Below are 22,657 nucleotides of genomic sequence, written 5' to 3' on the forward strand. Positions count from 1 at the left end.
TTTTCAAAGGACCTTTGCACGGTCGCCGGGGGCAAATTTTTGGGAAAAATTTGCGGGCGCGGGGCGGGTAGGTTTTGACTGATCCCAGGCGGCGTGCCCGAGGCTGTTAGAGGGAGTTGAGTTGTATTTAGCAAGATGAAGGAGCCGAGGGGGCTAGCCGCGGAACCCCGTGGCAACCACGAACTTCTCGGAACTGTCGGCGCGCGAGGCGCCCGGCTTCACATTCGCCACCTTCTTGAACCGCTGCTTCAGCAGCGCCTGGAGACTGCCCTCTGCCCCGCCCGCCAGGACCTTGGCCACAAAGGTGCCGCCGGGCTCCAACACGTCAAAGGCCAACTCGGCCGCCGCCTCGCACAGCGCCATGATGCGCATGTGATCCGTCTGCTTGTGACCCGAGGCGCTGGCGGCCATGTCGCTCATCACCACATCGGCGCGACCGCCCAGCCATTCCTTCACCTTAAGATCCGCGTCATCTTCCATGAAATCCAGCTGGTGCAACTCGCAGCCTGCAATCGGCTCCATCTCCTGCAGATCCAGCCCGATGATCCGCCCCACGGCCTTGCCGCTCTTCTCGCCCAGGGCATTCACGCGCTTCACCGCCACCTGACACCAGCCGCCGGGCGCACAGCCAAGGTCCACCACCCGCGCGCCGGGCACCAGGAACCGGTATTTGTCGTCCAGATCGACGATCTTGTAGGCCGCCCGACCGCGATAGCCGTCGCGCTTGGCGGCGGCCACGTAGGGATCGTTCAACTGCCGCTCCAACCACCGCGTGGACGACAACTTTCGCCCCCGCGCGGTCTTCACCTTTACCTTCAAATCGCGCTGCCCGCGCCCGCTTGTGTTCTTCGCCATCACTCGCCCAATCGCGCCTCGGCGCCCATTTCATCTTGCCAGGAAAACTCAATCCGAGATCCGCCCAGAAAGCCTCCAGATGGCCCGCCTACGCGACATCCGCAACACGCGCTTGCAAATTTCTCCCAGAAACTTGCCCCCGGCGCCTTTGCCCCCCGAAGGGGGGAAAAGGCGCAATCCCTCAGTAGGGCCCGTCTTCCAACACGCCGTCGCGGCTCATCTGCGCATACAAAAGCCCCTCACGCAGGCCCCGGTCCGCCACGCTCAGCCGGTCCGTCGGCCAGGCGCGCAGCAGCGCCTGCAAGATCGCCGCGCCGGACATGATTAGCGTTTGCCGATCGCGTCCGATGCGCGGGTCGCGCCGCCGTCCATCGGGGCCCAGCGCCAGGTAGCCGTTGATCACCGTATCGATCTGCGTGGACGTCATCCGCAACCCGTCCACCTTGTTGCGGTCATAGCGCCGCAACCCCAGGTGCGAGGCCGCCACCGTTGTCACCGTGCCGCTCGTGCCGATGATCTGAAAGCCCTCCAACGTCTGCTCGGCCGCATCGGTGTAAGGGGAAAACTCCGCCAATTGCTCCTCGAAGTACCACGACATCAGCGCGAACCGCGCGCCGTCGTCGGCCACGTCGTCATACATATCCTTCAGCGTCGCCACCCCCAGCGGGATCGAGATCCAATCCACCACCTTGGCGCGGGGGAAGATGCTGTCGTCGTAGTCAAACCCCTGGTGCAGGCGCATGATCGCCTTGGGGCGCTCCAGTTTGGGCACACGGGAAAGGTCGATCCAGACCAGTTCCGTTGAGCCGCCGCCGATATCCACGACCAGCAACTGCTCTGTCCGAGTCGACACCAGCGGGGCGCAGGAGACCACGGCCAACTGCGCCTCTTCCTCGGGCTTGATGATCTCCAACTCCAGGCCGGTCTCGCGCTTTACCAGGCTGATGAACTCAGCCCCGTTGACCGCGCGACGGCAGGCTTCTGTGGCAACCAGCCGCGCGCGTTCCAACTCGACCCGGTGCTTGGAAAGCTTCTTCTGGCAGATCTTTAGCGCGCCAACTGCGCGCGCCATCGACGCACGGCTCATCCGGCCCGAGGCCTCCAACCCATGGCCCAATTGCACGGACTTCGAGAAGCTGTCGACCACATGCAGCTGCGAGCCCTTGGGCTGCGCAATCAGCATCCGGCAAGAGTTCGTGCCCAGATCCAGCGCGGCATACAGATCGTCCGGGTCCGGGCCGGTCTTGTGGGCCATCGCGGGCGGGCGGCGTTCAACAGGCGGGACTGCGCCGGGCTCTCCTTTCGGGGCCACGGGCGAGACGGGTCTGGGGAACGGGCCGTCTGAGCCGGGGCGCTTGGGCGACATGGCGCGGTCCTTTCCGAATTAGCGTTACGAAAAGCCTAACGCGTTCGCCCCTTTCAAACAATGCCTGTGACACCCGCGCCCTCATGATCATGATGAGCGTTTTGGGCCCGCCGCCCTCTGGTTTGCGTGGCCTTTCAGGCGCTAACAAAGAGGCACGGAAGAAGGCTCACGTCGTTTTGGTCGGTCGTGATGTCGAAAACAGGACCAACCTGCTGTGTTAGCCCGCATATTGTGCCTCAACCGGGGCCAGATTCGCGGCCAATTGTGAAGCCCGGCACCGATGTGCCCCGAAGGGAGACGAAAATGCCGTCCATTACCCACGTCTTCTGGCGCGATATTCCCGCCCAGGTGATCATCGGCAAGGGCCGCTCCGGCGCGAAAGCCCCCCTGCCCGAGCGGTTCGAGCAAGCCATCGACCGCGCCGCCATGAAGGTCGGCGCCAAGGACGATGACGCCTATCTGGCGGGCTTTCACCGTGTCGTCGTGGGCGACGCGGACGGCGACCTGCGGGAGGCCGCCGCGGCAGAGGCCGCCAAGCTTGACGCCGCCTACGACAATGATCGCCTCAAGACCCTGATCGCGGCAGAGGGCTACGACCCCTCCAAATCCGCTTAATCTCTTTGTCACTCCGGGAGACCCTCATGGCCCTTCTCAACTTCCGCAAGCCCGCGCCCGCGCCCAGTGGTCCGACCCCGCAGATGGAGGCGCTGCTTAGGGGCTATTCCATCGAGGTCATGCCCCGCACCGCCGAGAAGGTGGATGATTTCCGCAACTACCTCGCCCCCGGCACGCGGGTCTACATCGCCCATATCGACGGCACGCCGATCGAGGATATGGTGGCGACCGCCGCCCGCATCCGCGCCGAGGGCTATGAGCCCATGCCCCACTTCGCCGCCCGCTCCATCCCCGACGCCGCCACGCTGGCCGATTGGATCGCCCGCTATCAGGGCGAGGCCGACGTGAAGCAGGGCCTAATCCTCGCGGGCGGCATCGCAGAGCCGCGGGGCGATTTCCATGCCTCCATGCAACTCCTGGAAACGGGCCTCTTCGACAAGGCGGGCTTCACCCATCTCCACGTCGCGGGCCATCCCGAGGGCAACCGCGACATCGACAAGACCGGCGATGCGGGCGTGATGGAGGCGCTGCGCTGGAAGCAGGCGTTCAACGAGCGGACCGATGCCTCCATGGCGATGGCGACGCAGTTTGCCTTCGAGTCTGCCCCCGTGATCGCCTGGGCCGAGCGGCTTCAGGCGGAGGGCATCACCCTGCCGATCCACCTCGGGATCGCGGGGCCTGGCAAGCTGCAAACGCTGATCAAATTCGCCATCGCCTGCGGGGTCGGGAACTCGCTCCAGGTCCTGCAAAAACGCGCCAAGGATGTGACGAAACTGCTGCTCCCGTTTGAGCCCAACGAGATCATGGCGGACCTTGCCACCTACAAGGCCGCCCACCCCGATAGCCTGATCGAGGGCATCCACTTCTTCCCCCTCGGCGGGATCAAAACGAACGCGAAGTGGGCGATCCAGAATGGGGGTGCCGCGACGGAGCCGGTGAACGGGGCTGAGGCGGCGTTTGCGTGACTCGCAACCCCCTGCTCAAGCTTGAGCAAGGGATTAAGCAGTTGATTTGAAACGGAAACGCGTTTGCGTTAACGTTTTGATCAGGGTTTAACAGCTCGTCTCAAGGCCTGCTGGTCCAGGCCAGAAGGGCGTGGAGGATCAGGCCCGGTAGGTATATCTCAGGCTTGCCAGTCACATAGGCGACATAGCCGTACCAACCGGAGAGTTGGCAGTAGAGGCTGCATTTGCAGGCGTAGAGGCGGGCGGCCGTGCGGAGGCGGTCGAGAGCAGTCTTCGGTTCGGTCTTCATGGTGTTTGGTCCTTGCGATGAGGACCTGCGTCCAGGTCAGTGAGAGTGTCGACACCAACACCCTCTCACCGCATCCCATTGAAGGCGCGACATCCTGGCTGTTGTAACGTTACACTCCAAAAGTAACGCCCTCCTCGCGCGCCTGCGGATATGAAGAGCCCATGACGATCCAACAGCCCATCTCCCCCGCGCTCGACGCATTTGGCAAAGCCATCAAGGCCGAACGCCTCGCCCGTGAGTGGAGCCTGACGAAGCTTGCGGAGAAAGCCCTCGGCAACCCCGACCGCAAGGGCTATTGCTCCCAGGTCGAAAAGGGCCTGCGGAACCTGTCAGAGGGCACCATCCGCAGTTTCGCCCGCGTCCTCGACCTTCCCGCCTCCGCCACCGACCCGCTCACCGGGCACCTGCTGCCGCCGGAGGATGACGAAGGCCCCTCCGACGCCGCCGCCGCTGCCCTTTTGGTTGAGGTCGAGGCATTGCGCGACAAGTTGAAACTCTCGGAAGCCATCGCCGTGGCGATTGCCTACAAATACGCGGACGGGAACCCGACCGATATTGAGGGCGCGCTGAAGGGCTTGGAGTCCGCCTTGGAACTCGCCGCAAAGGAGCAGCAACGCGGTGCGCTTCCGTCGAACCACGAGGACGCCGCCGAGGCGGTCATCCAACGCATCAACGACCTAAACAATCGCGGCGAGATCGACACCGCTTACGCCGACCTCCAGCGTGAGGCCGCTGAGCGCGCCGAGCGGCGCGAAGCGATGCTGGCCGAGGACACCCGCATCCTCGACCTGCTGATCACCCAAGCCGCCATGGCCAACGACGCCGACGGCTATGCACAGGCCCATTTGCAACGGGTGGAACTCGATAGCCCCAGCGCGGAGGACACGTTCCACCGCCTGCGCAATCTTCTCGTCAAACGCTACGAAGTCGGCGCCCGCCTCGGCACCCCCTTTGCGCTCACATCAGCTGCAGGCCTCGCCCGCAAATGCGCCGACATCGCCCCAACGCCGTACCTCCGCGCCATGGCGCAAAACGATCTCGCCGTCACGCTGGACGCCCAAGGCACACGCATCCAAGGGGCAGAGGGCAATACCCTGCTGTCGGAGGCCGTGGACAGCTACCGCGACGCGCTGCGTGTCCGCACCGAGGCCGACCACCCTGTGGAATGGGCTACGACCATGCAGAACCTCGCCGGTGCGCTCACAATCCAAGGTATACGCAGCCAAGGGGCGAAGGGTAACGCCTTGCTGGCGGAGGCCGTGGACAGCTACCGCACTGCCCTGCGGGCCCGCAAAGAGGCCGACCACCCCATGGAATGGGCCATGACGATGCAAAACCTCGGCAACGTACTCGCAATACAAGGCAAACGTACCCATGGGGCCGAGGGCAACGCTCTGCTGGCGGAGGCCGTGGACCGCTACCGCAGCGCCCAGTGCGTTTATACCGAAGCAGATCACCCCGTGGGCCGGGCCGTGACGATGCATAACCTCGGCAACACGCTTGCAGCCCAAGGCCTCCGCACCCACGGGGCCGAGGGCAAAGACCTCCTGGCGGACGCCGTGGAAAGCTACCGCAGTGCCTTGCGTGTCACTACGGAGGTAAACCACCCCGTGGACTGGGCCATGACACAAGAAAACCTCGCATATGCCGAACTCAGCCGCGCCATGCACGACACCACCGTCGACCCGCGCGCGCACCTCGACGCCGCCCTTACCCACATCAAAAATGCCCTGCGCATCTTCGACCCTGTCCACATGTCCTATCGGCACACCGAAGTCACGACCCTCCGCACCGAAATCCTCAAAGACCTCGACGCCCTGCCCCCCTCATCATCTTCATGAGCGCAATCCCCCGTGACGTCGCCCCCGCGCGCGGCTATGTCGCCTCTGTGCCGTCGCCCCTGCCGCGCCCTCTTTAGGCTCGCGCAAAACGGCCCATTCAGGAGAGCCCAACCGTGACGCGTACCATCATCGAATCGAAAACCAAGACCACCGTCATCGGCTTTGATGAGCCGTTTTGCGTCATCGGTGAGCGGATCAACCCGACCGGGCGCAAGATCCTCAACCAGGAGTTGGAGGACGGCGATTTCAGCCGCGTTGAGGCGGATGCGGTGGCCCAGGTCGCGGCGGGCGCGACGGTGTTGGACATCAACTCGGGCGCTGTTTTCTCGGGCAAGATGGCCGAGGATGCGCGCTATGCGGACAACAACTTCGTCGAGCCGCCGTTGATGAAACAGCTGATCGAGGTGGTGCAGGCGGTGACGGATTGCCCGCTGTGCATCGACTCGTCCGTGCCGGGCGCGTTGGAGGCGGGGTTGGCGGCGGCGGAAGGGCGGCCGTTGCTCAATTCGGTGACCGGGGAGGAGGAGCGGCTAGAGTTGGTCCTGCCGCTGGTGGCGAAGTACAACGTGCCGGTGGTGGCAATTTCCAATGATGACACGGGCATCTCCGAGGACCCGGACGTGCGGTTCGCCGTGGCCAAGAAAATCGTCGAGCGGGCGGCAGATCATGGCATTCCGGCCCATGATATTGTGGTCGATCCGCTGGTGATGCCGATCGGCGCGATGGCGACGGCGGGGCATCAGGTGTTCACGTTGGTGCGGCGGTTGCGCGAGGAGTTGGGGGTGAACACGACGTGTGGGGCCTCGAACATCTCGTTCGGGCTGCCGAACCGGCATGGGATCAACAATGCGTTCCTGCCGATGGCGTTTAACGCGGGCATGACGAGTGCGATCATGAACCCCGTGGCGCTGCCGGTGGGGCCCAAGAAGATCGCGGAGAAGAAGGCGCAGGTGGAGGCGGCTGGTGTGATCCTGCCCGAGGGGATGGATGACGAGGCGTTTGTGAAGCTCTTCGGCATGGGCTCCACCAAGCCGCGGGCCGGTAAGGAGATGGAGGCCATTCGCGCCGCCAACTTCCTGCTGAACCACGATGACGGCGGCGGGGCGTGGATTGCGTTCAACAAAGACCCCGATGCGAAACCGCGGCGGGGTCGTGAGGGCGGTCGGCGCGGCAGAGGTTAACGCCGTTCACGATTGACCAGGGCGGCCGTCGCGGCGCAGGCTTTGCGCTGAAGAGCGGAAAGCGTGATGACCGACGGGGACAAGAACGGAACTGACCCTGTCGAGGGGCTTTGGGTGCGCGCGATGCGGACGGCCCTGCGCGGGGCTGTTGTTCTAGCCGTAGCGGTTGCGGCGGTGCAGTTGATGTCCCTGTCCATGGCCCTGACGGAGCGATTGCCCGACGCGAGCCAGGGGCCGATGCAGGGGGCGCTGTTGCTGACGGCGCTCGCGCTTTACGCGCTGATGATCGCAACGCCCTTCGTGCCGGGGGTGGAGATTGGCGTGGCGCTTCTTCTGTTGCGCGGCGCGTCCATTGCGCCGGCGGTCTATCTGGCCACCTTGGCGGGCCTGATCCTGGCGTTCGTGATCGGGCGGCTGGTCCCGCCCGCCACCCTGGCGCGGACGTTTCGGGACCTGCGTTTGCGGCGCGCGGCGGAGTTGATCACGCGCAACGCTACGCTCGCCCCGGGCGAGCGGGAAGCAGCGCTGCGCCGCCGCCTGCCCCGCCTGCTGCGCGCGCCGCTCACACGTTGGCGCTACGCGACGCTGGCGCTGCTGATCAACCTGCCCGGCAATGCCTTTCTGGGCGGCGGTGGCGGGCTGTTGATGGCCGCAGGCCTCAGCCGCCTTTTCGCGCCGCGCCAGACGCTGTTGACCCTGCTGATCGCCGTGCTGCCGGTGCCCTTAACGATCTGGTGGTTCGGGACGGGGATGTTGGCGCTGTCACCGGACTGATACCATCGGCCTGATATGACTGTTCCCAGCCCAGACAGGAGCACCGCAATGCCCGCCCCCCTTGAAAACCTGATGATCCTTGACCTGACCCATGTGCTGGCGGGGCCGTTCTGCTCGCAATCGCTGAGCACGATGGGCGCGCGGGTGATCAAGGTGGAACGCCCCGGCGTGGGCGATGACACCCGCGCCTTCCCGCCGTTTACGGACGGCGAAAGCGCCTATTTCAACGGGCTGAACCACGGCAAGCAGTCGATTGCCCTGGACCTCAAGGCGCCCGAGGACCGCGCGATTTTCGAGCGTCTTTTGGCGCGCGCCGATGTCCTGCTGGAAAACTACCGCCCCGGCGTGATGGCGCGTTTGGGTTATGGCTGGCAAGCACTGCATGCCCGCCACCCGCGGCTGATCTACGGGGCGGTCTCGGGCTATGGGCAGACCGGGCCGGACGCGCTGAAGCCTGCCTATGACATGGTCGTGCAAGCGCGCGGCGGGGTGATGTCGATCACCGGCGAAAAGGGGCGCGAGCCGGTGCGCGTGGGGGCGTCGGTTGGGGATATCGTGGCGGGAATGTACCTGACCCAAGGGGTGCTGGCCGCCCTTTATGACCGCGAGAGCACCGGCCTGGGCCAGATGGTGGATGTCGCGATGCTGGACGGGCAGCTTTCCATCATGGAGCATGCCGTGGCCATGGTCGCCGCCGGGGGGCCGGTGCCCGAGCCTGCGGGGGCGCGTCACCCCTCCATTACCCCGTTCGAGACGTTTCACGCCGAGGATGGCCTGTTTGTCATTGCGGCTGGAAACGACACGCTTTTCCGGCGTCTTTGTCAGGTGCTTGGCCACCCCTATTGGGCCGAAACGCCGCGCTTTGCCACCAATGCCGCGCGCTGCGAAAATGCGCGCCTTCTCAAGCGGATGATTGAGTTGGAGACGCTGCTGCACCCCAAGGCCCATTGGATCGCGCGCCTGGAAGAGGCGGGCGTGCCGACGGGAGAGGTCCAGAACGTGGCCCAAGCCATGGAAGACCCGCAGATTCTGGCGCGCAACATGGTCATTGAAGTGGCGGGCCGTGAGGGCCGCGCGCCCCAGAAAGCGGCTGGAAATCCGGTGAAGATGTCGGGCCTTGACGACCCCAAAACGCGGCCCCCGGCACCGGCGCTTGATGGGGATCGCGCGGCCATTCTGGCCTGGCTCGACACCGCGCGCGAAACCTGACGTTTACCGCCCGCCCGAGGGCGCATTTCGGCTGTCGCCGCCGCGCCTTTGCGCTAGTCTCCGCCAGAGATTTCCAGCGCGGACGCACGTCATGACCGAACAGACCCCCCTTGTGATCTTCACCCCCTCGGGCAAGCGCGGGCATTTTGCTGTCGGCACCCCGATCCTGACCGCCGCGCGGCAGTTGGGGGTGGATCTGGACAGTGTCTGTGGCGGGCGGGGCATCTGCTCCAAATGTCAGATTGCGCCGAGTTATGGCGACTTTCCCAAGCACGGCGTGACCGTGCGCGACGGGGCGCTGAGTGAATGGAATGAGGTGGAGGCCCGCTATGACCGCGTGCGGGGCCTGAAGAAAGGCCGCCGCCTGGGATGCCAGGCGAAGGTGGAAGGCGACATTGTGGTCGACGTGCCGCCCGAAAGCCAGGTTCACAAGCAGGTGGTGCGCAAGGCGGCCTCGACCAAGCCGATCGTGATGGACCCGGCGACGCGGCTGGTGATGATCGATGTGGTGGAGCCTGACATGCACTCCCCCTCCGGTGATCTGGAGCGGGTGGCGGACGCGTTGAAGGCGCAATGGGATATCGGGCCGGTGACGGCGCGGCTGCCGGTGCTGAAAGCGCTGCAACCAGCGCTGCGCAAGGGGCAATGGCAGATCTCGGTCGCCGTTCACACCCCGGCGGGCAGTGAGACCAGCCAGATCCTGGGCGTTTGGCCGGGCTTTCATGAGGGCGGGCTTTACGGCTTGGCGGTGGATCTGGGCTCTACCACCATCGCGGCGCATCTGTGTAACCTGTCCGATGGCTCTGTGCTGGCGTCGTCGGGCCTGATGAACCCGCAGATCCGCTTTGGCGAGGATCTGATGAGCCGGGTGTCTTACGTGATGATGAACCCCGGCGGCGATGCCGAGATGACGGCGGCGGTGCAGGAGGCGCTGAACACGCTGGCCGTTGAGATTGCGGCGGAGGCGGGCGTTGATCCGGCGCTGATTTTCGAGACGGTGATCGTGTGTAACCCGGTCATGCATCATCTGCTTCTGGGCATCGACCCGGTGGAACTGGGGCAAGCGCCCTTTGCGCTGGCGACCTCGGGCAGCCTGACGATGGACGCCCGCGATATTGGGCTTTTGGGCATCGCGCCCACCGCGCAGCTGTATCTGTTGCCCTGTATCGCGGGCCATGTCGGCGCCGATGCCGCCGCCGTGGCCCTGGCCGAGGCGCCCAATACGTCGCAAGATCTGGCGTTGATCGTGGATGTCGGCACCAATGCGGAGATCCTTTTGGGCGACACCAATGGGGTGCTGGCGTGCTCCTCGCCCACGGGCCCCGCGTTTGAGGGCGCGCAGATCAGCTCGGGCCAGCGGGCGGCCCCCGGTGCGATTGAGCGGATCGAGATTGATCCGGAGACGAAAGAGCCGCGCTTTCGTGTCATTGGCAGCGACATCTGGTCCGATGATCCGGCGTTCCCGGAGGAGACGGAGATTACCGGCATCTGCGGGTCGGGCATTATCGAGGCGGTGGCCGAGATGCGTATGGCGGGGCTGTTGGATGCGAGCGGGTTGATCGGGTCTGCCGAGGCCACAGGCAGTGCGCGGTGCGAGCCGACGGACCGGACCCATGCCTATTTGATCCACGACGCGACGGCCACCGGCGGGCCGCGCATCACTGTGACCCAGGGCGATATCCGCGCGATTCAGCTTGCGAAATCAGCGCTTTACGCGGGCGCGCGGTTGCTGATGGACCAGCGCGGCGTCGACAAGGTCGACCGCGTGGTGCTGGCCGGGGCCTTTGGCGCGCACATCAGCCCCAAGCACGCCATGGTGCTAGGGATGATCCCCGATGTGCCGCTGGAGAACGTGCAATCGGCGGGCAATGCGGCGGGCCACGGCGCGCGGATTGCGCTGTGCAACCGGGCCGCACGCACGTCCATTGAGGCGATCGTCGGCGACATCCACAAGATCGAGACGGCGGTGGAGCCGAAGTTTCAGGAGCATTTCGTCAACGCCAACGCGATCCCCCACGCCACCGATCCGTTCCCGGAGTTGGCCAAGATCGCGCCCTTGCCGAAGGTGGCGTTCGGGGCCAGCGGCGCGGCGCCCGGGGAAGGCGGTGGGCGGCGCCGGCGGCGGCGCGGTTAACGCCTGATCTCGAACCGGCAGCGGTCGTGCGACGGTTGTGCCGCGCAGGTGGTCTCTGCGCAGTGGCAGTTGGGCGTGACCAACGTCCGGTAGAGGTGCTGGAAAACGCCCGCGTGCCAGTGGCAGAGGCAGGTGTCGCTGACCTCGCCCGCGATCAGCGGGTTGCCGGTGATCTCGAACGTCCAGGGGTCGGGCACCTGCAGCTGGCCAGAGCCCACGAAGGTCCAGGCGTTCCGCGCGATTGCCTTGGACAACAGCCGGGCCGCCGCAAAAGGCGGCAGCGCTTTCAGCACTGCCTTGATCGGGCGCGGGATTCGGTGGGCCAGGATGTATTCCGCCGTCCCCTGCCCTGCGTCGGCTGACATGGCGGCGGCCAACGTCGGCTCTTCCAGGCGCAACTGGCGGTGCAGCCGCGCGGCGTCTTCCTCGGGGATCATGCGCGTGCCGTCGGGCACCTCGGGCACGCCCGCCGCTGCCATCATCCTCGCGCAGCGCTCACGCCCGCCCAACCGCTCGATCACCGGAAGCATCTGAAGGATCGCGTTGGGGCCGATCAGGCCGCCCGTGTGTTTGAGATCCTCAGACATCCTCCATCTGCTGGGTGCCGCCGCCACAGGCCCTCACCTCGGCGCCGTTGGGCATCTTGAAGTCCTGCTTGCGCTCCAGCGTCTGGGCCTTCACCGCCGCGCGCCGCTCGGCTGCTTTGGCGGCCTTGTCGGCGGAGGCTTCCCAATCCTCCATCTGCGCCTCGGCGATGGTGCGGGTCTCATCGAACTGGAAATCGAGCCGGTTCTTCGACTGCGGCCCGGTGTAGCCGACCTTGCCGAGGTCATAGAACGTGCGCCCGACGCCCGCCTTCAGGAAGGCGTAGAGGCACCCCAGCAGATAGCGCCGCCGGAAGCCGGTGCCGCGCCAGGGGTAATGGAACAGCGCCTTTTTCATGTAGAAACGGCGGTAGTTGTTCATCACGCCATCGAGCAGCTCTCCGCGTTCCATCGCGGCGGGCTTCATGATCGGGGTCACGAAATTATAGCGGCTGAAATCGAACACCTCGACCTGATCCTTCAGCTCCTGGAACAGCGGTGTGAAGGGCCAGGGCGTATACATCGACCAGTTGGCGAGGTCCGGCTGCCAATCCCAGGCCATCTGGTAAGTCTCTTCCAGGGTCTCCGGCGTCTCATTATCGAGACCGACAATGAACTGCGCCTCCACCAGGATATCGGCCTCACGCAACAGGCGGATGGCCTCTTTATTCTCTTCGACCTTGGTTTCCTTGTTGAAGGTATCAAGCTTCATCTGCGCGGCGGCTTCGGTGCCAAGCGAGACATGCACGAGCCCCGCCTTGCGATAGAACTTGAGCAGATCACGGTCGCGGTAGATGTCCGTCACGCGGGTGTTGATGCCCCATTTCACACGGTCCGGCAGGCCGCGGTCGATCAATTCCTGGCAGAACGCCACGAATTTCTTCTTGTTGATCGAGGGTTCTTCATCGGCCAGGATAAAGAAGCCAACCCCATGATTTTCCACCAGATCCTCGATCTCATCGACCACATCCTTGGGGTCGCGCACGCGGTAGTCGCGCCAGAATTTCCATTGCGAGCAGAAGGAGCACGTGAACGGGCAGCCCCGCGCGAGGTTGGGGATCGCGACGCGGGTGCCAAGGGGGATGTAGATGTATTTCGACCATTCCAGCACCGACCAATCGGGCTTGATCTTGCTCAGGTCTTTGACCGTGGAGGCGGCTTGCGTGGCGACAATCTGGTCGCCGTCGATAAAGGCCAGGCCCTTGATCTTGTGGCGGTCCGCCGGGAAACGGCCATCTTCGATGGCCAACATCAGCTCGGTGCAGATCTCTTCCCCCTCGCCGCGCACGATGACGTCGACCCAGGGCGCCTCGGTCAGCACCTGTTTGTACATGAACGTCGCGTGGACCCCGCCCATGACCCGCACCGCACTTGGGACCACGTCTTGCGCGATCTTGAGCACATCTTCCGCCCGGTAGATCGACGGCGTGATCGCGGTTACGCCCACGACATCGGGGGAGATCTCTTCCATCTTGCGGGCGAGATCGGCGTCGGTCAGCCCATCGGTCATGGCGTCGATGAAATGGATGTCGTCGAAGCCAGATTGCCGCAAATGCCCGGTCAGATAGGCGACCCAGGCGGGCGGCCAGGTCCCGGCGATCTCGGCGCCACCGGATCTGTAATTCGGATGAACGAAAAGAATGCGCATGAAAGCCCCCTGTCTGATGTGTAAATCAGGATTGACACATTATGGGGCGCATTAACTTGACACAGATCAAACCCGGGCGGCGGCCCTTGGTTTGGCCGCCGCACGCGGGCCGATCGGCGCGGTCGAGCGTCATTTTGCACGTTGTCATTGGAGGGGCGGTAAAATACAAAAGTGGGGCATCTTGTGAGGCCACGGTGCAATGTGCAGGGCGTTTGATGCCAATTCGGTGTCACACATCCCCCCGGCGCGGGTATGGTGAAAAGGTATCACGGCAGCTTCCCAAGCTTTAGTTACGAGTTCGATTCTCGTTACCCGCTCCAACAACCTCCAATTGACACCGCGCTTACCGCCGTGTCGGGCCGCCGCGCCCGCCGCTTGGCCTGCGCACCTTTCCGGCGCGCGATTTGTGACGGGTGCGCGTGTTGGGCGCGTCCTTGTCGCGCACGAAGACGACCCAGGCCGCGACGGCGATGATCACGAAGACCACTGCTGCGAGTGCTCCGAAGGCCCAGAACATGATTTCCATGGTGCGTTTGCGGTCCCGTCAGCTGAGGTCTGCGACCAGTTTAGGGACATCTGCCCAAGCGTCAAATGCGGCGGCGTGGGTCAATTCCTCTAGCGGTGTGGCGCGGTAGCCGGGCGTATAGAGCAGGAAGGGCACGCCCGCGCGTTCTGCGGTTTGCACGTCAACCTCACTGTCGCCCACGTAGATCGCGGGGCCGCTGCCCAGGGCGTCGAGGGCTGCCAGAAGCGGCGCCGGGTCGGGCTTGCGCTGCGGCAGGCTGTCGCCGGTGAAGACGGTGTCGAAAAGTTGCGTCCAACCCAGGTGCGCCAGGACCGCCTGGGTCGGGCGCGCGGGCTTGTTGGTGCAAAGGCCCAGGCGATGGCCCTGGTCCTTGAGCGCGGCCAAGGCGGCTTCGACGCCGGGGTAGATTACCGTCTGGTGCACGGCGCCCTCGTAGTGGTGGACAAAGCGCGGCACCAGGGCCGCCGCATCGGGCAGGTTCCGCGCGCGGGCCATCCGCTCCACGAACACAACCGCGCCCGCCCCGACAAAGCTGCGCGCCAGATCGACGGACAAGGGCGGCGCGCCGACTTCGGCCAGCGTCGCATTGGCCGCGGCGGCGATGTCGGCGGCGCTGTCGATCAGCGTGCCGTCGAGGTCAAAAACAATGCGCGCCATGGGGGCCTCTCTTGCCAAGTCCGTGTCCCGCGGCGATTACACCATCACGCATCGGAGGACCATCATGACCCGCATCCCCTATCACACCCGCTTGCCCGCCGAGGCGCTGCGCGCGCTTGGCATCCCTGCGCCCTGGACCTTCGGCCTGGCCGACCGGGTTCGTTTCGGAGAGCTCGACGCCATCGGCCACGTCAATCACACCGCCTACCTGCGCTGGTATGAGAGCTTTCGCTTGCCGTTCTTGAAGGCTCGTTTCGTGACGGACTATGGCCCCACCTCGCCGCGTCTGGTCCTGAAACAGGTGCAATGCAGCTACCTGGCAGAGATGGGGTTGGGCGAGGATTACGTCGTCACCGGCCGCGTCAGCCGGTTTCGCACCACCTCGTTTACCATGGACTTCGCGGTCTGGCGTTTGGACGAGGCGGTGGCCTGCACGTCAGAGGGCAGCGCCATCGTCGTGCTGTTGAACCGGGGCGCGCCGGGGCGCTACGCGATCCCCGAGGCGGGGCGCGCGGCGTTCATGGCCGAGGACGGCGCCCTGGCGGAGGAGTGACCCCGACGTCGGGATTTCCGTAGTTGGCCGCCTGGGTCGCTGCCGGTAGGCTCAGTCGCACTTAAAAACACTTCATTTTCTTCGACGCGACCCGCTATTTTGCGGTCCGTTTCACCGGCGCGGCAACGCGACCAGACGGATACCGATGTGTCTTTTTGCTCGGTGAAACGGAGTTGCGTCCTTATTTTGAAAGGCCTCTTCCATGTTCAAGCCCAAAACACGCTACTTTGCCGCCACGTTGATCGCCGCGTCGGCACTCGCCGCGCCTGCCATGGCCGATACCGTCGGCGTCAGCCGGTGCAACGTCAGCGGCGGGTCCAGCGCCTCGGCCCTGCACTTCGTCAACGGGGGCGAGCGGTTCATCGTTCCGGTCGGCACCAGCGGCCTGACGCGCAACGTTGTCATGAACGAGCGGCGCGCCCTGGCCTGGGCCGCGGCCTCGGGTCTGTTCCCGGAGGGCACGTCCTACGGCGGCTATGCCAATGTGATCTGCGGCATGGCCTATGAAGACGCCGAGGAAACGCAGACGGCTGGCAACGGTTCTTTCACGGATGACCGGCCGACGACCGAATTGACGGAATGCACCTCGTGTGAGTAGTGATCAGCGCTTCGGACGGGGCTAGGGTCAGGACCCTAGATCCCGCCCGCCGCCTGCACGGCTTTGACGAGGGCGAGGGTGGAGCCATCCTTGCCCGCGCCGTCGTCGTCCCCGGTCAGGACCGGGTCGAGGGCGACGGCCAGCTCCTTGCCCAATTCCACGCCCCATTGATCAAACGAGTTGATGCCCAGGATCACCCCTTCGACGAAGACGCGGTGCTCATAGAGCGCGATGATCTGGCCCAGGGTGGCTGGCGTTAACTGATCATAGAGCAGCGTGGTCGACGGGCGGTTTCCGGCGAAGACGCGGTGGGCGGCCTGGCGCTCCAGCTCGGCCCCCTCCAGCCCCTTGGCGGCCATCAACGCGCGCGCTTCGTCCAGGTTTCGACCCCGCATCAGCGCCTCGGACTGGGCGAGGCAATTGGCCACCAGAAGGCGGTGGTGGTGAGCCAGATCGGGCTCATGCCCCTTGGCCGCGACAAGGAATTCGCAGGGCACGACGCGGGTGCCCTGGTGGATCAGCTGGTAGAAGGCGTGCTGGCCGTTGGTCCCCGGCTCGCCCCAGACGATTGGGCCGGAGTTGATCTTCAGCGCGCTGCCGTCCATGGCCACGGATTTCCCGTTGCTCTCCATCTCCAGCTGCTGAAGGTAGGCGGGCAAACGGCTGAGGCGGTTGTCGTAGGGCAGCACCGCGCGGGTGGCGTGGCCCTGAACCTGGTTGTGCCAGATCCCCACCAGCGCCAGCAGTACCGGAAGGTTGTCCGCCAGATCGGCGTCCTGGAAATGCCGGTCCATGGTGGCGGCCCCGTCGAGGAACTGACCGAAGGCCTCTGCCCCGACCGCGATCATCAGACCCAGGCCAATCGGCCCCCAGAGCGAGTAGCGCCCGCCGACCCAATCCTCGAACCCGAAGACCCGCTCCTGCGGGATGCCAAAGGCGCCCGCTTTATCAGTAGCCGAGCTGAGCGCCACGAACTGTGCGGACGGGTCGGCGACGTCCTTCGCCATCCAGTCCCGCGCCGTTTGCGCGTTGGTCATGGTCTCGATCGTGGTGAACGTCTTGGAAGCCACCACGACCAAAGTTGTTTTTGGATCAAGCCCTTGCAGGGCGTCGTTAATGTCGGCGCCGTCAACGTTCGACACGTAGTGGATGCGCGGCCCGTCGTGGAAAGGCGCCAGGGCCAGCGTCGCCATGGCAGGCCCGAGGTCCGAGCCGCCGATGCCGATGTTCACCACGTCGGTGAAGCGGCCGCCCTGCCCGGCAAAGCTGCCATTCCGCACGGTCTCAGCAAAGGCCAGCGCGCGCGCGCGGGTATCCAACACCTCTGGCATGACGTCTTCGCCATCGACCAGGATCGGCCCGGACGCCGCGCGCAGGGCCGTGTGCAGGACCGCGCGCCCCTCTGTCTCGTTGATCTTCTCGCCCGAGAACATCGCGCCCCGGCGCGCCTCAACGCCTTTGGCGCGTGCCAATTCCAGCAACAGCGACAACGCGCCATCATCCAGTTGCGTCTTGGAGAAATCAAAGTAGAGCCCGTCGGCGCGGGCAGAGAATTTTGCAACACGGTCTGGTTTGTTGAACAATTCCAGAATGTTACCCCTGGCATTCGCGGTATTATGCGCGCGCAGGTCTGACCAGATGTCACCCATCAATTCACTCCGCCCAATGGACTGTTGCGCCCGCCAGAACGGCGCGGATGGGCGCCTGTTCCGGGGGCAGGTTCCGTGCGCGTTCCAACGCTTCGCGTTTCTCCGCGCCCGTGATCACCACATGCTTGCTCATCGCGCCGTTGAGCACCGGCGCGGTCAGAGTGATGCGCGGCTCACCCGCGCCCTCGGCGCGCATCGGCATCAGAAGCGGCGCGTCTGACGCTAGGGCTGCGGCCAGATTGTCGGCGCCCGGAAACAGGCTTGCGGTATGCATGTCGGCGCCCATTCCCAGCAACAGGACCGAGATCGGAAGATGGGGCAAAAGGCCTGCGGAAAGCTCTGCCATGCCCTCTTCAGCCGTCACGCCGTCCTTAAACAAGGGGATTAACGTCGCCTCAGAAGCTTTTGATACCAATAGTTTTTGACGCAACAGTGCCGTGTTGGAGCGGGGGCTGTCTTCACCCACCCACCGCTCATCATTCAGCACGACCGAGACGCGGTCCCATTCCAAGGCCTGCTCGCTCAGCACATCGAAAATCGGCCCCGGCGTGGTGCCGCCGGGCACGCAGAATGTCGCACGATCATTGCTGCGCAACGCCGCCGCCAATTCGCCCGTCAGCTTATTGGCGAGGTCCAGCATCATCATCTCGCGGTCGGCATATTCGACGAGTTCCCTCATGCCAAATCCCTCCATCGGCGGCCATCGCGGTGCATCAACATCAATGCCTCTTCCGGGCCCGAGCTGCCAGTGTCGTAGGTCACGGGCTTGTCGCCACGCGATTTCCAGCCGTCGATGATCGGGTCGGTCCAGGCCCAGGCCGCCTCCACCTCATCGCCACGCATGAACAGAGTCTGATCGCCGCGGATCACATCCATGATCAACCGCTCATAGGCGTCGGGCACATGGCCCACCTCGGGCCCCAGCGCATCGGCGAAGGTCATGTCGAGCGGCACGTCGACAAGGCGCATGCCCCCCGGCCCCGGTTCCTTGATCGTGACCCGCAGATCGATGCCTTCATCGGGCTGCAGGCGGATCGACAGAACATTGGCGCGGCTGCCGGCGTCGACCTCAAAAATCGAGTGCGGCGTTTCCTTGAAGTGCACCACGATCTCGGACTTGCGCGACTTCAGGCACTTGCCGGTGCGCAGGTAAAACGGCGTACCGTTCCAGCGCCAGTTGGCGATATGCAGCTTCATCGCGATGTAGGATTCGGTCCGCGAGGCCGGGTCTTCCACATCGTCGAGATAGGACGAGTCCCCCTCATACTGCCCGCGCACAAGATCCACCGGCGCGACCGGATCGAGGGCGCGGATCACCTTCAGTTTCTCGTCACGCACCGCGTCGGGCTCAAACTTGTTGGGCGGCTCCATCGCGGTCAGACACAGCAGCTGCATCAGGTGGTTCTGCACCATATCGCGCATCGCGCCGGAGCGGTCATAGTAAGCGCCGCGCCCGTCCACGCCGACCGTTTCGGCCACCGTGATCTGGACGTGATCGACGTATTGCGCGTTCCAAAGCGGCTCGAACAGCACATTGCCGAAGCGGATCGCCATGAGGTTCTGGACCGTCTCTTTGCCCAGGTAATGGTCGATCCGGTAGATCTGCGTTTCGTGAAAATGCTCGGCCAGGGTCGCGTTCAGATCGCGGGCCGAGGCCAGGTCGCGCCCGAAGGGTTTTTCGACCACGATGCGCGCCTCGGGGTGGGCGATGCCATGGGAATGCAGGCGTTCGGCCAAGGCGCCGAAGAGGCTGGGGCCGACCGAGAAATAGAACGCCTGGGTGACGCCGTCGCGCATCTTGCCGCGCAACTCGGGCCAGCCCGCCTCGCCCACCGCGTCGATGGCGAGATAGTCGAGCCGTTCGAGAAACGCCTTGACCAGGTCCTTGTCCAATTCGACCTTCGGGAGGAATTCCTTCAGCGCCTCATTCACCCATTTGGCCCAGGCCGCCGCCGTCTGCTTGGTGCGCGCCGCGCCAATGATCCGGGCGCCTTCGGGCATTTGGCCGTCGCTGAAGCGCCGGAACAAGGCGGGCAAAATCTTGCGCCGGGCCAGATCGCCGGTGCCGCCAAAAATGACCAAATCAAACGGGTCGACCGGAATGACGCGCGAGACCATGGCAGGTCCTCCTCAAGTTGCGTTAGCGCTAACAGCGCCCTTCTATCCGACACCGCAACGCAATGTCTAACAAAACCGACGCGCCCGCCACCCGCCTCACACATGTTCCCAAAAAGTAGCACCCAAAGCCGGGGACCTGGTCATGAGCCCAGCCGCGCCCACCATTCCCGCGGTCTGACCCGGGGCCGCGCCCGCCGCGCTGCCCAAAGCCGTGCGATCCGTCGCCCGTAGTCACCGAGCGCGCCCACCGCGAGCCGATACCAAAGCCGATCTACCACCCGTGTACGCGGCTGGGTGAACGGACAGACCCGCATGCAAATCGCGCAGTCCGAGCGTAGTTTGGCCCAATATCCAAAGCAGGCCTCCGCGTCCGAGGTCCATTTCTTAACGCCGTTAAGGGCTGAGGGGCCCTTTCCGCCAAACTCTGGCGCGCCAAAGGGCAGCGCTTTCACCGGGCAGGCCACGGCGCAGACATCGCAGCCCTCGCAATAATCCTTCAATCCCAAGGGCTTCACGGCATCCACGGCCAAGGGCATATCGGTGAAAATCTTCGAGAAGCGGACCCTTGGCCCGAACTCCGGGGTCAACACCATCTGGTTGCGCCCGTATTCCCCCAGGCCCGCCTTCACCGCATAGGGGATGACCAGGGCCGTGTCGTTCATGCTGGCCACCGCGCGGTAGCCGAGGTTGCGGATGTAGGCCGCCACCTGCATCACAATCGCCGCCTCGTGGGAATATTCGCGCCCCGTCGCGGCACCGGCCAGGGCGCTCGGATAGGTCTCCACCAGGTCCGCGTCCATGGCGTGGCCCATGACGATCACCTGGCCCAGGCCGTCGGGCAGATCGTTGGGCACTGCCTCCATCGTGCGCACATCGGGGCGCGCGGAATAGTGCCAGCGCGCGTCGAAATGGGTGATCCCCACCAGATCCGCGCCGAAAAGCTTCGCGACGGCCTTGATCTCTGCCGCCTCCGCCTCGGGCGTGCCCAGGTCCGCCTTCTCGGGCGCCACCGGCGTGTCATCGCGGATCGCGCCCTGGAACCCTTCGCGCAGGCCGTCGGCCGCCGCGCGCTCGGACACGATGTCGCTGATCAGCCAGGCCGCGTTACGCAGGGCGAAATCCTTCTGGGTGAAGCCATCGCCCCGGCGCGGCGCGGCCGCCATGCGGTAGCTGGCGAAGAAGGCCTCGGTGTCCGGCGATTTCACCCGGTCGTCCCAGAACGCCCGGGTGAAGATGTCGTTGCGCTGGTCAAACCGTTCGAAATCCTCGGAAATCTCGAACCCGGCGGCGGCGTCACTGCGCGCCAAATGCTCCGGCGTTCTGTTCGCCGGGTAACTCACGGTTGCATCGCGCAAATCAGCTCGAACATGATAGAGGCCCCCAACCACGACGTGATCCCGCCGTTGTCGAACGGCGGCGAGACCTCCACCAGATCCGCCCCGATGATGTCGAGGCCGCGCAACGCCCGCACACAGGAAATCGCCTCGAACGACGTGGGCCCGCCCACTTCCGGCGTGCCCGTGCCGGGCGCAAACGCCGGGTCGACGAAATCGATGTCGAAGGACACATAGGTGGGCGCGTCGCCCACAACCTCGCGGCAAACCTGCATGACGCTGGCCCACCCCCGCTCCATGCATTCCTCGATGGGCATGATCCGCACGCCCTTGGAATGGCCGTAATCGAAATCCGAGGTGTTGTAAGACGTCCCCCGCATCCCGGCCATAACGCATCGAGCCGGGTCGACGCAGCCTTCCTCGATCGCTTGCCGGAACGGGTTACCGTGAGTCAGGGTCTTGCCGCCAAAATAGGGCGGATACAGGTCGGTATGACTGTCCAGCAGCACCAGCCCAAACGCCTCCCCACGCGCCGCGCGCAATTCCCTTAACACCGTTAACGTACACAGATGATCGCCGCCCACCATGAAGGGCCGGATCCCCTGCCCCAACACGCCCGCCACGAAGGCCTGGGCGTTCGCCAAAGCCTCGTCCTGATCCACAGGGCTCATCGCCACATCCCCCAGATCCGCGATCCTCGAAGCCTGAAACGGCAATTGCCCGGTGGAGCGGTTCATCTCGCGGATCATCGTCGAGGCATCGCGCAAGGCCCTCGGCCCGTGGCGCGCGCCCGGGCGGTTGGACGTGGCCCCATCCCAGGGCAGCCCAAAAATCCCAAAATCCACCTCTGCGCGCTTGGGATCACCCTCGGCCAGATACGGCAGGCGCATGAAAGACGGCACGCCCGCATAGCGCGGCAAGTCGGTGCCCGAGGGCGGCTGGAAGAACGGATCGGACATGGGGCAAACCTCGCAAGTGTGTCCCCGCGACGCTAGCTGCGCGCGCGTCACCTGTCACCCCGCGCGCCGGGCTCGGCTTCATCTTGCCCGAAAAACTCCCCCCGGAGGGCCGATCCGCCCCCCGCGCTCAGGCCTCCAGTTCAGAATCCCAGTAAAGGAAATCCATCCAACTCTCGTGCAGATAGTTGGGCGGGAACCGGCGTCCCTGGTTGTGCAATTCCGCCGCCTCTGGCTGGCGCGGGGCGCGGCGCAGGGACAGGCCGGACTGCCGCAGAGATTTTGAGCCCTTGCGCAGATTGCACTTGGAACAGGCCGCCACGACGTTCTCCCACGAGGTGATCCCACCGCTGGCCCTGGGCACCACATGGTCAAAGGTCAAATCACCCTTCGCGCCGCAGTACTGGCAACTGAAATGGTCACGCAGGAACAGGTTGAACCGCGTGAAGGCCACGCGCTTTTGCGGCTTCACGTAGTCGCGCAGCACCACGACCGAGGGGATGCGGATCGAGGTTGAGGGTGAATGGACGAAATCATCGTATTCCGCCACGATCTGCACCCGGTCGAGGTACACCGCCTTCACCGCTTCCTGCCAGGGCCAGAGCGATAGCGGCAGGTAGCTGAGCGGGCGGTAGTCCGCGTTCAGCACCAGCGCAGGGTTATGCTTCAACGCGCCCGGGGCGCGCACAAAGGATGTCTTGAAATCAATCTCGTCGCTGGCTTGTTGCACGTCTCGTCCCACCCGGTTCGCCGTCTCAAGCGCCAGGGCGAGAGCGCTCGCCCAAGCCGCCGTCTGAATCTTGGC

General features: G+C 64.8%; 22 protein-coding genes and 1 tRNA gene. 10 read left to right on the plus strand and 13 right to left on the minus strand.

Features of this window, described 5'->3' with window-relative positions:
• Window positions 1-153: 153 nt before the first annotated feature.
• Window positions 154-855 carry an RlmE family RNA methyltransferase gene (locus AC6I9R_RS13635; protein WP_461426109.1) on the minus strand — a complete coding sequence of 234 codons (702 nt, stop codon included), beginning with the start codon at window positions 853-855 and terminating at the stop codon, window positions 154-156.
• Between the two features lie 181 nt (window positions 856-1,036).
• Window positions 1,037-2,221 (minus strand): Ppx/GppA phosphatase family protein, encoded by a 1,185-nt coding sequence (locus AC6I9R_RS13640; protein WP_461426110.1) that lies wholly within the window; start codon window positions 2,219-2,221, stop codon window positions 1,037-1,039.
• Window positions 2,222-2,524: 303 nt separating this feature from the next.
• Here AC6I9R_RS13640 and AC6I9R_RS13645 point away from each other — a divergent pair, with 303 nt between their 5' ends.
• Window positions 2,525-2,836 (plus strand): virulence factor, encoded by a 312-nt coding sequence (locus AC6I9R_RS13645; protein ID WP_461426111.1) that lies wholly within the window; start codon window positions 2,525-2,527, stop codon window positions 2,834-2,836.
• A 26-nt stretch (window positions 2,837-2,862) separates the two neighbouring features.
• Window positions 2,863-3,801, plus strand: coding sequence for a methylenetetrahydrofolate reductase (locus tag AC6I9R_RS13650; protein WP_461426112.1), 939 nt, complete (start codon window positions 2,863-2,865; stop codon window positions 3,799-3,801).
• A 100-nt stretch (window positions 3,802-3,901) separates the two neighbouring features.
• Here AC6I9R_RS13650 and AC6I9R_RS13655 read toward each other — a convergent pair whose 3' ends face one another.
• The gene (locus tag AC6I9R_RS13655) at window positions 3,902-4,090 is read right to left on the minus strand and encodes a hypothetical protein (protein WP_461426113.1); all 189 of its coding nucleotides are present in this window, start codon (window positions 4,088-4,090) and stop codon (window positions 3,902-3,904) included.
• 161 nt (window positions 4,091-4,251) lie between these two features.
• Between AC6I9R_RS13655 and AC6I9R_RS13660 the strand changes: the two genes are divergently transcribed.
• From AC6I9R_RS13660 to AC6I9R_RS13680, 5 genes are all read left to right on the plus strand, one after another.
• Window positions 4,252-5,931, plus strand: coding sequence for a helix-turn-helix domain-containing protein (locus AC6I9R_RS13660; RefSeq protein WP_461426114.1), 1,680 nt, complete (start codon window positions 4,252-4,254; stop codon window positions 5,929-5,931).
• 113 nt (window positions 5,932-6,044) lie between these two features.
• A complete protein-coding gene (locus AC6I9R_RS13665; RefSeq protein WP_461426115.1) occupies window positions 6,045-7,112 on the plus strand; it encodes a dihydropteroate synthase in 1,068 nt (355 codons plus the stop codon).
• 66 nt (window positions 7,113-7,178) lie between these two features.
• The gene (locus AC6I9R_RS13670) at window positions 7,179-7,886 is read left to right on the plus strand and encodes a hypothetical protein (RefSeq protein ID WP_461426116.1); all 708 of its coding nucleotides are present in this window, start codon (window positions 7,179-7,181) and stop codon (window positions 7,884-7,886) included.
• A gap of 48 nt (window positions 7,887-7,934) precedes the next feature.
• Window positions 7,935-9,095, plus strand: a complete 1,161-nt coding sequence (locus tag AC6I9R_RS13675; protein WP_461426117.1) for a CaiB/BaiF CoA transferase family protein — start codon at window positions 7,935-7,937, stop codon at window positions 9,093-9,095.
• A 91-nt stretch (window positions 9,096-9,186) separates the two neighbouring features.
• Complete coding sequence (locus AC6I9R_RS13680) at window positions 9,187-11,229, plus strand: ASKHA domain-containing protein (protein WP_461426118.1); 2,043 nt, start codon at window positions 9,187-9,189, stop codon at window positions 11,227-11,229.
• On the opposite strand, the gene bchJ is transcribed toward AC6I9R_RS13680, so the two are convergent.
• Both bchJ and bchE read right to left on the minus strand, forming a co-directional pair.
• Entirely contained in the window at window positions 11,226-11,816 is a 591-nt protein-coding gene (gene bchJ / locus AC6I9R_RS13685; RefSeq protein WP_461426119.1) for a bacteriochlorophyll 4-vinyl reductase, read from the minus strand. The genes AC6I9R_RS13680 and bchJ overlap by 4 nt on opposite strands.
• Window positions 11,809-13,461 (minus strand): magnesium-protoporphyrin IX monomethyl ester anaerobic oxidative cyclase, encoded by a 1,653-nt coding sequence (gene bchE, locus AC6I9R_RS13690; RefSeq protein ID WP_461426120.1) that lies wholly within the window; start codon window positions 13,459-13,461, stop codon window positions 11,809-11,811. Before bchE ends, bchJ begins: the two co-directional genes overlap by 8 nt.
• Before the next feature lie 246 nt (window positions 13,462-13,707).
• Here bchE and AC6I9R_RS13695 point away from each other — a divergent pair.
• Window positions 13,708-13,781, plus strand: a tRNA-Gly gene (locus AC6I9R_RS13695).
• 23 nt (window positions 13,782-13,804) lie between these two features.
• On the opposite strand, the gene AC6I9R_RS13700 is transcribed toward AC6I9R_RS13695, so the two are convergent.
• Together AC6I9R_RS13700 and gph are read right to left on the minus strand one after the other, a co-directional pair.
• A complete protein-coding gene (locus tag AC6I9R_RS13700; protein WP_461426121.1) occupies window positions 13,805-13,987 on the minus strand; it encodes a hypothetical protein in 183 nt (60 codons plus the stop codon).
• An 18-nt stretch (window positions 13,988-14,005) separates the two neighbouring features.
• Entirely contained in the window at window positions 14,006-14,644 is a 639-nt protein-coding gene (gene gph / locus AC6I9R_RS13705) for a phosphoglycolate phosphatase (protein ID WP_461426122.1), read from the minus strand.
• Window positions 14,645-14,708: 64 nt separating this feature from the next.
• Between gph and AC6I9R_RS13710 the strand changes: the two genes are divergently transcribed.
• Together AC6I9R_RS13710 and AC6I9R_RS13715 are read left to right on the plus strand one after the other, a co-directional pair.
• Window positions 14,709-15,197, plus strand: coding sequence for an acyl-CoA thioesterase (locus tag AC6I9R_RS13710; RefSeq protein ID WP_461426123.1), 489 nt, complete (start codon window positions 14,709-14,711; stop codon window positions 15,195-15,197).
• A 202-nt stretch (window positions 15,198-15,399) separates the two neighbouring features.
• Window positions 15,400-15,795, plus strand: a complete 396-nt coding sequence (locus tag AC6I9R_RS13715) for a hypothetical protein (RefSeq protein WP_461426124.1) — start codon at window positions 15,400-15,402, stop codon at window positions 15,793-15,795.
• 35 nt (window positions 15,796-15,830) lie between these two features.
• On the opposite strand, the gene pgi is transcribed toward AC6I9R_RS13715, so the two are convergent.
• The 6 genes from pgi to AC6I9R_RS13745 form a co-directional block, all read right to left on the minus strand.
• Window positions 15,831-17,444: a glucose-6-phosphate isomerase gene (gene pgi, locus AC6I9R_RS13720; RefSeq protein ID WP_461426125.1), complete on the minus strand. Its 1,614-nt coding sequence runs from the start codon at window positions 17,442-17,444 to the stop codon at window positions 15,831-15,833.
• Between the two features lie 4 nt (window positions 17,445-17,448).
• Window positions 17,449-18,123, minus strand: a complete 675-nt coding sequence (gene pgl, locus AC6I9R_RS13725; protein ID WP_461426126.1) for a 6-phosphogluconolactonase — start codon at window positions 18,121-18,123, stop codon at window positions 17,449-17,451.
• Entirely contained in the window at window positions 18,120-19,562 is a 1,443-nt protein-coding gene (zwf, locus tag AC6I9R_RS13730; RefSeq protein ID WP_461426127.1) for a glucose-6-phosphate dehydrogenase, read from the minus strand. Before zwf ends, pgl begins: the two co-directional genes overlap by 4 nt.
• Before the next feature lie 140 nt (window positions 19,563-19,702).
• On the minus strand, window positions 19,703-20,902 hold the full coding sequence (locus AC6I9R_RS13735) for a 4Fe-4S dicluster domain-containing protein (RefSeq protein WP_461426128.1): 1,200 nt from the start codon (window positions 20,900-20,902) through the stop codon (window positions 19,703-19,705).
• Entirely contained in the window at window positions 20,899-21,855 is a 957-nt protein-coding gene (locus AC6I9R_RS13740) for an agmatinase (protein WP_461426129.1), read from the minus strand. Before AC6I9R_RS13740 ends, AC6I9R_RS13735 begins: the two co-directional genes overlap by 4 nt.
• Window positions 21,856-21,982: 127 nt before the next feature.
• On the minus strand, window positions 21,983-22,582 hold the full coding sequence (locus AC6I9R_RS13745) for an HNH endonuclease (protein ID WP_461426130.1): 600 nt from the start codon (window positions 22,580-22,582) through the stop codon (window positions 21,983-21,985).
• Window positions 22,583-22,657: the final 75 nt, after the last annotated feature.

This window comes from Gymnodinialimonas sp., from assembly GCF_059726805.1.